The 1319-nt window shown below is 45.7% G+C and carries 1 protein-coding gene; it reads left to right on the forward strand.

All coding sequences use genetic code 11. The features are described from left to right. Window positions 1-56: 56 nt before the first annotated feature. On the forward strand, window positions 57-1319 hold a 1263-nt coding region (locus tag KT99_RS19670; RefSeq protein WP_232504335.1), incomplete at its 3' end, for an MFS transporter.

Here is a 1319-nt window from a genome sequence, read left to right on the forward strand (position 1 = left end):
AAAATATTCACTTCTACTATGGTGTTGAAGGATAATGAGTTGGTTAGGGGCAATGCTTGGGTAGAGATGGGTACTTCATCTCAATCTTGACTGGCACCATAGTCGCTGGTCTGATCGTTGCCAGTGATTATACCAACACGTTAGCCGCGATAACCGTCGTTTTTTTAGCATCTGTTGGCTATATCTCGAGTCGCTTTATCCCATCGATCCCCCTAAGCTTTAAACCTAAAAAATTAAGGTTCACTCCTTTTTCCGGTTCGATAGCCAGCCTTAATAAAGCCAGGCGAACGCCTTCGATATGGATGGCTGTGCTTGCCATAAGTGGGTTGTGTTTTTGGGGTGAAAGGTATCTTACTCAGTTTCCCAATTTTGCTAAGTTACACTTGCATGCAGGAGCCACAGTGGTTTCCTTGTTGTTATCCTTGTTTTCTATCGGTATAGCGGCGGGATCATTTTTATGTGATCGCCTGTCATTCAAGCAAGTCGAGCTAGGCCTTTTGCCCTTCGGTTTGCTAGGTTTGACCATTTTCGGTATCGACCTCTATTGGGCTGTACCGGACTTAAATCCTGTCGATGTTTATACTGCCAGCAGCTTCATTGGCGAGTCTCAACATTACCGGCTCATGTTTGACCTATTCATGGTTGGGGTCAGTGGTGGTCTATTTATCGTGCCCTTGTATGCATTTATTCAGGCGAGGACCAAGGAGGGGGAGTGTGCTCAGGCCATTGCGGCCAATAACATAATGAATGCACTGTTTATGGTGATGTCAGCAATCTTCGCCATCATCTTCTTGGGCCCTCTGGGTGGGAGTATATTGCACTTGTTCTTGGTGCTCGCCCTAGCAAATGTAGTGGTTGGAGCCCTGCTGTTTATCAGACTAGCTGAGCTGAGATTGAGGCTGGTAACTTATCTCTTGGCTAGGTTCATACATCCACTCTCTGTGGCTCAAGGTGATACTTTACCTAAACGTGGAGGAGCAGTATTAACTGGGTCATCAAGTTCAGCGAAAGATCTGTTTCTGATACAGAGCCTTTCTATACGACCAATATGTTTTATATTGAGACAGCCTCTAGGCACGGGGTTTCTGGCCAAGGTGTTAAGAACATCGGGAAATGTATTGGAAGCGGTATCGGGTAAACAAGGGGAGTTTGATGAGAGGAACTTGGAGTATATCCAGGGCATAGCTAAGGCATTAGCTAATGACGAGCTGGTTTATCTGTGTATAAATGATCATCTGGATGTTAGCGATAAACTAGAGGGATTGCTTGGGTCTGTACCTAGGCTGAGCATCTCATTGCAGCCTTTGCATCCCAGAGAG

This window comes from Shewanella benthica KT99 (assembly GCF_000172075.1).
In the GTDB taxonomy this organism is placed as follows: domain Bacteria; phylum Pseudomonadota; class Gammaproteobacteria; order Enterobacterales; family Shewanellaceae; genus Shewanella; species Shewanella benthica_A.